Annotated in this window: 2 protein-coding genes and 2 pseudogenes; all 4 read left to right on the plus strand. The window is 73.5% G+C overall.

Annotated features, from left to right (window positions below; all coding sequences use genetic code 11):
• Positions 1-2,573: DNA mismatch repair protein MutS (gene mutS / locus GJ634_RS13290; RefSeq protein WP_157503359.1), on the plus strand; the 2,573-nt coding region annotated here is incomplete at its 5' end.
• Positions 2,574-2,617: 44 nt separating this feature from the next.
• Positions 2,618-3,754, plus strand: coding sequence for a site-2 protease family protein (locus GJ634_RS13295; protein ID WP_157503360.1), 1,137 nt, complete (start codon positions 2,618-2,620; stop codon positions 3,752-3,754).
• A gap of 45 nt (positions 3,755-3,799) precedes the next feature.
• Positions 3,800-5,760 (plus strand): annotated as a pseudogene (gene mutL / locus GJ634_RS13300) (DNA mismatch repair endonuclease MutL).
• Positions 5,761-5,784: 24 nt separating this feature from the next.
• Positions 5,785-6,645: pseudogene (gene kdgK1, locus GJ634_RS13305) on the plus strand (bifunctional 2-dehydro-3-deoxygluconokinase/2-dehydro-3-deoxygalactonokinase); the annotation flags it as partial.

Below are 6,645 nucleotides of genomic sequence, written 5' to 3' on the forward strand. Positions count from 1 at the left end.
AGGTCGGGGACTTCTACGAGTTCTTCGCGGAGGACGCGCGCACGGTCGCGGACGTCCTCGACCTACAGGTCTCCGAGAAGTCCGCGCACGGGTCGTCGTACCCGATGGCGGGCGTGCCCGTCGACGACCTGACGCCGTACGTCGCGGCGCTGGTCGAGCGCGGCTACCGCGTGGCAATCGCCGACCAACTGGAGGACGGCGCCGACGACATCGAGCGCGAAATCACGCGCGTCGCGACGCCCGGCACCTTCGTGGACGTGACCGGCGCGGACGCCCGCTACCTCGCGGCGGTCGTCCGCGGCGAGTCGTGGGGGCTGGCGTTCGTGGACGTGACCACGGGCCAGTTCCACGTCGCGGACGCCGACACAGAGACGGACGCGCTGACGGAACTCCACCGGTTCGCCCCCGAGGAGGTGCTCCCGGGCCCCGAGCTGCGCGGCGACGACGACTTCCTCGGGCGGCTCCGCGAGCGGGCGGACGCGACGCTGACGCTGCACGAGGCGTCGGCGTTCGCGCCCGGGAAGGCCGCCCACAGCGTGCGCGAGCAGTTCGGCGACGGCGCCCTCGACAGCCTCGGCGTCGACAGCGACAGGCCGTCGGCCCGCGCGGCGGGCGCGGCAATCGACTACGTCGCGGCGACGGACGCGGGCGTGCTGGCGTCGCTGACCCGGCTCCAGCCGTACCGCGCGGACGACCACGTCGAGCTGGACGCGACGACCCAGCGCAACCTCGAACTCACCGCGACGATGGGCGGGGACGGCGACGGCTCGCTGTTCGCGACCCTCGACCACACGGTCTCGGCGGCGGGCGGCCGGCAACTGCAGGCGTGGCTGACGCGGCCGCTGCGGGACCGCACGGAGTTGGAGCGCCGGCAGGCCGCGGTGGGCGCGCTCGCGGACGCGCCGCTCGCGCGGGACGCGCTCCGGGACGTGCTCGGCGACGTCTACGACCTCGAACGCCTCGCGAGCCGGGCCGCTGGCGGCCGCGCTGACGCCACGGATCTGCTGCGAATCCGGGAGACGCTGGCCGCGCTCCCGGCGGCCGCGGACGCCCTCGAGTCCGACCCGGACCTCGCGGCCTCGCCGGTCGGCGAGGTGCTGGACGGCGTGGACCGCGAGACGGCGGCGGGCGTGCGCGCCGAGCTGGACGCGGCGCTGGCCGAGGACCCGCCGAAGACGCTCCGCGAGGGCGGCCTGCTGCGGGAGGGCTACGACGACGAACTCGACGCGCTCCTCCGCGAGGCCCGCGAGCACGAGGAGTGGCTGGACGGGCTCGCCGAGCGCGAGAAGGACCGGCTGGGAATCACGCACCTGCAGGTCGACCGGAACAAGACCGACGGCTACTACGTCCAGGTCGGGAACTCCGAGACCGACGCGGTGCCAGCGGAGTACCGCGAGGTGAAGTCGCTGAAGAACTCCACGCGGTACACCACCGAGGAGCTCGAGGAGCGCGAGCGCCGGATTCTCCGCGTGGAGGAGGAGCGCGGCGACCTCGAGTACGAACTGTTCGACGACCTCCGCGCGTGGGTGGGCGAGCGCGCCGGAGCCCTCCAGCGGGTCGGCCGCGCGCTCGCCGAACTGGACGCGCTCGCGAGCCTCGCCGAGCACGCCGCCGCGAACCGCTGGGTGGCCCCAGAGCTCGTGGACGGCGACGACCTCGCAATCGAGGGCGGCCGGCACCCCGTCGTCGAACAGACCACCGAGTTCGTGCCCAACGACGCGCGCTTCGGCGAGGGCCGGCGGTTCCTCGTCGTCACCGGCCCGAACATGAGCGGGAAGTCGACGTACATGCGGCAGGTCGCCTTGATAGTGCTGCTCGCGCAGGTCGGCAGCTACGTCCCCGCCGACAGCGCTCGAATCGGGCTCGTGGACGGCATCTACACGCGCGTCGGCGCGCTGGACGAGCTCGCGCAGGGCCGGTCGACGTTCATGGTGGAGATGCAGGAGCTCTCCCGCATCCTCCACGCGGCGACCGAGCGCTCGCTCGTGATTCTGGACGAAGTGGGGCGGGGGACCGCGACCTACGACGGCATCTCCATCGCGTGGGCGGCCACAGAGTACCTCCACAACGAGGTCGGCGCGAAGACGCTGTTCGCGACCCACTACCACGAGCTGACGGCGCTCGCGGACCACCTCGCGGACGTCGCGAACGTCCACGTCGCGGCCGAGGAACGGGACGGCGAGGTGACGTTCCTGCGGACGGTCCGCGAGGGGGCGACCGACCGCTCGTACGGCGTCCACGTCGCGGACCTCGCGGGCGTCCCGGATCCGGTGGTGGACCGCTCGCGGGAGGTGCTGGACCGCCTCCGCGAGGAGAAGGCCGTCGAAGCACGGGGGTCCGCGAGCGAACCCGTGCAGGCCGTCTTCGACCTCGACGCCGGCGAGTTCGCAGCGGGCGACGCGGGCGAACCGACGGCGGACGCGGAGAGCGCCGCGGACGGCGGCGACGCGGAAATCGACCCCGAGACCCGCGAAGTGCTCGACGACCTCCGGGACGTGGACGTCGAAGAGACGCCGCCGGTGGAGCTGCTCTCGCGCGTGCAGGAGTGGCAGCGCCGGCTCGACGACGAGTAGTCGTCGGTCACGTCACCTAAGTTCCCGGGCGCCGACGAGTGCGTATGCGGAGTTTCACCGTCGGGCGCATCTGGGGCATCCCGATTCGGCTCAACACGTCGCTGTTAATCTTCCTCCCGGTGCTGGCGTGGCTCATCGGGAGCGGCGGCCAGATCGAGCTGTACGCCGGGTTCATCGAGGGGTTCACGGGCGTCGGGTTCGACGTCCCGCGGCTGCAGGCCGGCCAGATGCCGTGGGTCATCGGCGTGACCGCGGCGGTCGGGCTGTTCGTGAGCGTGACGCTGCACGAGCTCGGGCACTCGTGGGTGGCGCTGCGGTACGGCGTCGAGATCGAGTCCATCACGCTGTGGATTCTCGGCGGCATCGCCTCGCTGAAGTCCGTCCCGCGGGAGTGGGACCGGGAGTTCTGGATCGCCATCGCCGGCCCGATCACGAGCGTCGCGGTCGGCGCCGTCTGTTACGTCGGCGTCGTCGTCGCGCCGCCCAGCCTGCAGGTGACGCGGTTCGTCGTGGGCTACCTCGCGATGACGAACCTCCTGCTGGCGGGGTTCAACCTCCTGCCGGCGTTCCCGATGGACGGCGGCCGCATCTTCCGCGCGCTGCTCGCGCGGTCGCGGCCGTACGGCACGGCGACGCGCATCGCGGCGCGGGCGGGGGTCGCGTTCGCGCTGCTGTTCGCCGTCGTGGGCGTGCTCAGTTTCAACATCATCCTGCTGCTGCTGGCGTTCTTCATCTACGGCGCGGCGACGACGGAGTCCCGGACGGTGCTCGTGGACGAACTCCTCGAGGGCATCACGGTCGGGGACATCATGACGGAGGAGCTGGCGACGGTCGACGCGGACGCGACGCTCGCGGCGTTCGGCGACCGCCTGCTCAGCGACCGGCAGGCCGTCCACCTCGTCACCGACGGCGACGAGGTGCTGGGCGTCGTCGCGCTCGCCGACCTCCGGAAGGCGAAGGGGAAGAACCACGGCGAGGCGCGCGTCCGCGACGTCGTCCGCGAGGTCCCTCGGGTCGCCCCGGACGACGACGCCTTCGACACGCTGGTCGCGTTGAACGAGGCGGGGACGTCGACGGCGCTGGTGGAGGCCGACGGCAACCTCGTCGGCGTGCTCTCGGAGTCCGACTACGCGCACGCGATGACGGTCCGGCGCGGCTTCCAGGGGACGGTGCCCGCCTGAGGCGGCAGCGCGGGATTGATACGCGCGGGCCGCCTGCCGGGGAGTATGACCGACGGCGACCGCGTTCGGGAGCTCGACGACGCGACCGTGGCCCAGATCGCGGCGGGCGAGGTCGTCGAGCGGCCCGCGAGCGTGGTCAAGGAGCTCGTGGAGAACAGCCTCGACGCGGGCGCCGCCAGCGTCGACGTCACCGTCGCGGACGGCGGCCGGGACCGCATCGTCGTCGCGGACGACGGCCGCGGGATGACCGGCGAGGACCTGCGGGCGGCGGTCCGCCAGCACACGACGAGCAAGCTCGGCGACGCCAGCGAACTGGACGCGGTCGGGACGCTCGGGTTCCGCGGCGAGGCCCTCTACACCATCGGCTCCGTCTCGCGGATGACCGTGACGACGCGGGCCCGGGACGCGGGCGACTCCGGCTCGAAGCTCACCGTCGACCACGGCGAGGTCGGCGAGGTGCAGCCCGCGGGGCGGCCGGCGGGAACCACGGTCGAGGTCGCGGACCTGTTCGCGGAGACGCCGCGCGCCGGAAGTACCTGAAGCGCCCCGCGACGGAGTTCGCGCACGTCAACCGCGCGGTGACGCGGTACGCGCTCGCGAACCCCGAGGTCGCGGTGTCGCTGACCCACGACGGCCGCGAGGTGTTCGCGACGACCGGCACCGGGGACGTGCGGGACGCCGCGCTGTCGGTGTACGGCCGCGAGGTCGCCCAGTCGCTCGTCCCGGTCGACGCGTCTCCCGAGGGGACCGTCGAGCGCGTGCACGGCTACGTCTCGGAGCCGGAGACGACGCGGTCGACCCGCGAGTACCTCGCGACGTACGTGAACGGCCGGTCGGTCCGCGACTCGGTGCTCCGGGAGGCCGTCCTCGACGCGTACGGCGGCCAGCTCGCGAGCGACCGCTACCCGTTCACGGTGCTGTTCGTGGAGACCGAGGGCGTGGACGCGAACGTCCACCCGCGGAAGATGGAGGTGCGCTTCGAGGACGAGGACGGCGTGCGCGCGGCCGTCGAGGACGCGGTGCGGGACGCGTTGCTCGACGCCGGCATCGTGCGCTCGCAGGCGCCCCGCGGCGCCTCCAAGCCCGGGGACGCGGCGATTTCGCCGGCGAGTGAGCGCGACGACGCCGCGGACATCACGTCGACGCGAGAACGAGCGAACGAAGCACAGAATCCGGTTCGCACGAGCGAGGACGCGACGCCCAGCAGCGCGGACACGGAGCGCCAGACGCGCGCGACGGACTCGCTGACTGACACCTCGACGGCTGACGAGCCGACCGCGAGCGACGACGAGTCCGGTGAGGGCGCTCGGTCGTCGTTCGACGCGCCGACGGAGAACGCGCGGCTCACGGACGAGCCGACCGACGAGGGCGACGAGGCGAGCGCGGGCTTCGACTCGCTGCCGGCGCTGCGCGTGCTCGGCCAGCTCGCGGAGACGTACGTGGTCGCGGCGGCCGAGAACGGGCTCGTGCTCGTCGACCAGCACGCGGCCGACGAGCGCGTCCACTACGAGCGCCTGCGGGAGCAGGTCGGCGGCGCGTCGCAGGCGCTGGTCTCGCCGGTCGAACTGGAGCTGACGGCGGGCGAGGCGGCGGTCTTCGACGCCGCAATCGAGGACCTGCGCGCGCTCGGATTCGACGCGGAGTTGTCGGAGCGAACGGCGCGCGTGACGGCGGTGCCGGCGGTGCTGGCGGACGTCCTCGACCCCGAGCTGGCGCGGGACGTGCTCGCGGACTTCGTCGCGGACGCGAGCGGCGACCCGGTGGGCGACGCCGCGGACGAACTGCTCGCGGACCTCGCGTGCCGGCCCGCAGTGACGGGGAACACGTCGCTGACGGAGGGGTCGGTGGTGGCGCTACTGGACGCGCTGGACGGCTGCGAGAACCCGTACGCGTGCCCGCACGGCCGGCCGACGCTGATTCGCGTGGACGCCGACGAGCTCGCCGAGCGCTTCGAGCGGGACTACCCGGGCCACGGCGGGCGGCGCCGCGAAGACGGCGGGAACTAAACCCCGGCCGCCGTACCGCGGGGTATGGACCTCGTGACGTTCGGCGAGACCCTGCTCCGGCTCTCGCCGCCGGGACAGGAGCGACTGGAGCGCGCGACCGAACTGGAGTTCCGCGCGGCGGGCGCGGAGAGCAACGTCGCGGTGAACGCCGGCCGGCTCGGCGCCGACACCGCGTGGCTGTCGAAGCTGCCGGACTCGCCGCTCGGGCGGAAGGTGACGGCGACGCTGCGCGCGCAGGGCACCCGGCCCGACGTGGCGTGGAGCGAGACCGGGCGGCAGGGGACGTACTACCTCGAGCAGGCGGGCGAGCCCCGCGGGACGAACGTCGTCTACGACCGCGCGAACGCGGCGGTGACGACGGCGACCCCCGAGGAGCTCGCGACCGAGCGCGTCGATTCGGCAGAGTACTTCTACACGAGCGGCATCACGCCCGCGCTCTCGGAGACGCTCGCGGAGACCACCGCCGCGCTGCTGGAGCGCGCGCAGGCCGCCGGGACGACGACGTCGCTGGACGTGAACTACCGCGCGAAGCTCTGGGACCCTGAGGAGGCCCGCGAGGTACTGGAGACGCTGTTCCCGGACGTGGACGTGCTCGTGGTCGCCGAGCGGGACGCGCGCCGCGTGCTCGCCCGCGAGGGGAGCGCCAGCGAGATCGCGCGGGGGCTGGCCGACGAGTTCGGCTTCGAGACGGTGGTCGTGACGCTGGGCGCCGACGGTGCGCTCGCGGTCCGCGACGGCGACGTCCACGAGCAGCCGGCGTTCGACGCGGACACCCACGACGCGGTCGGGACCGGGGACGCGTTCGTCGGCGGGTTCCTCGCGCGCCGCGCATCGAGGGCGGGGACGTGGCCGACGCCCTCGAGTGGGGCGCGGCGACGGCGGCGC

This window comes from Halobacterium sp. CBA1126, from assembly GCF_009741975.1.
Lineage (GTDB): Archaea > Halobacteriota > Halobacteria > Halobacteriales > Halobacteriaceae > Halobacterium.